1 protein-coding gene is annotated in these 320 nt (G+C 35.3%); it reads right to left on the reverse strand.

Going from position 1 to position 320, the window contains the following annotated elements:
* Positions 1–320, reverse strand: a 320-nt coding sequence (locus tag EGM88_RS15040; protein WP_148084098.1) for a transposase, incomplete at both ends; no start/stop codon positions are given.

Consider the following 320-nt stretch of genomic DNA (forward strand, 5'->3'; position numbering starts at 1 on the left):
TTATTTAGTTTTAATACTGAAATATGGCTCGCATCATAAGGGTTTCCCGATTTTGCAATAGCAAAAGCTTGTTTCAATAGCTTATTAGAAACGGCAATTAATGCTAATTTTTTACTCTTGCCCTTGTTTACAATTCGTTCATAGATTTCTCTACACCCTTTGTTATGCTTACAAGCCGTAAAAGAACATAGAAACAGGAGATTTCGTAGTTTTCTGTTACCTACTTTACTAATTCTGCTCCTACCTCTTACACTGCTGCCAGACTCTCTTATTGTGGGGGTAATCCCAACATAACTACATAATTGTGATCCTGTTTCAAA

Source organism: Aureibaculum marinum (assembly GCF_003813905.1).
Lineage (GTDB): Bacteria > Bacteroidota > Bacteroidia > Flavobacteriales > Flavobacteriaceae > Aureibaculum > Aureibaculum marinum.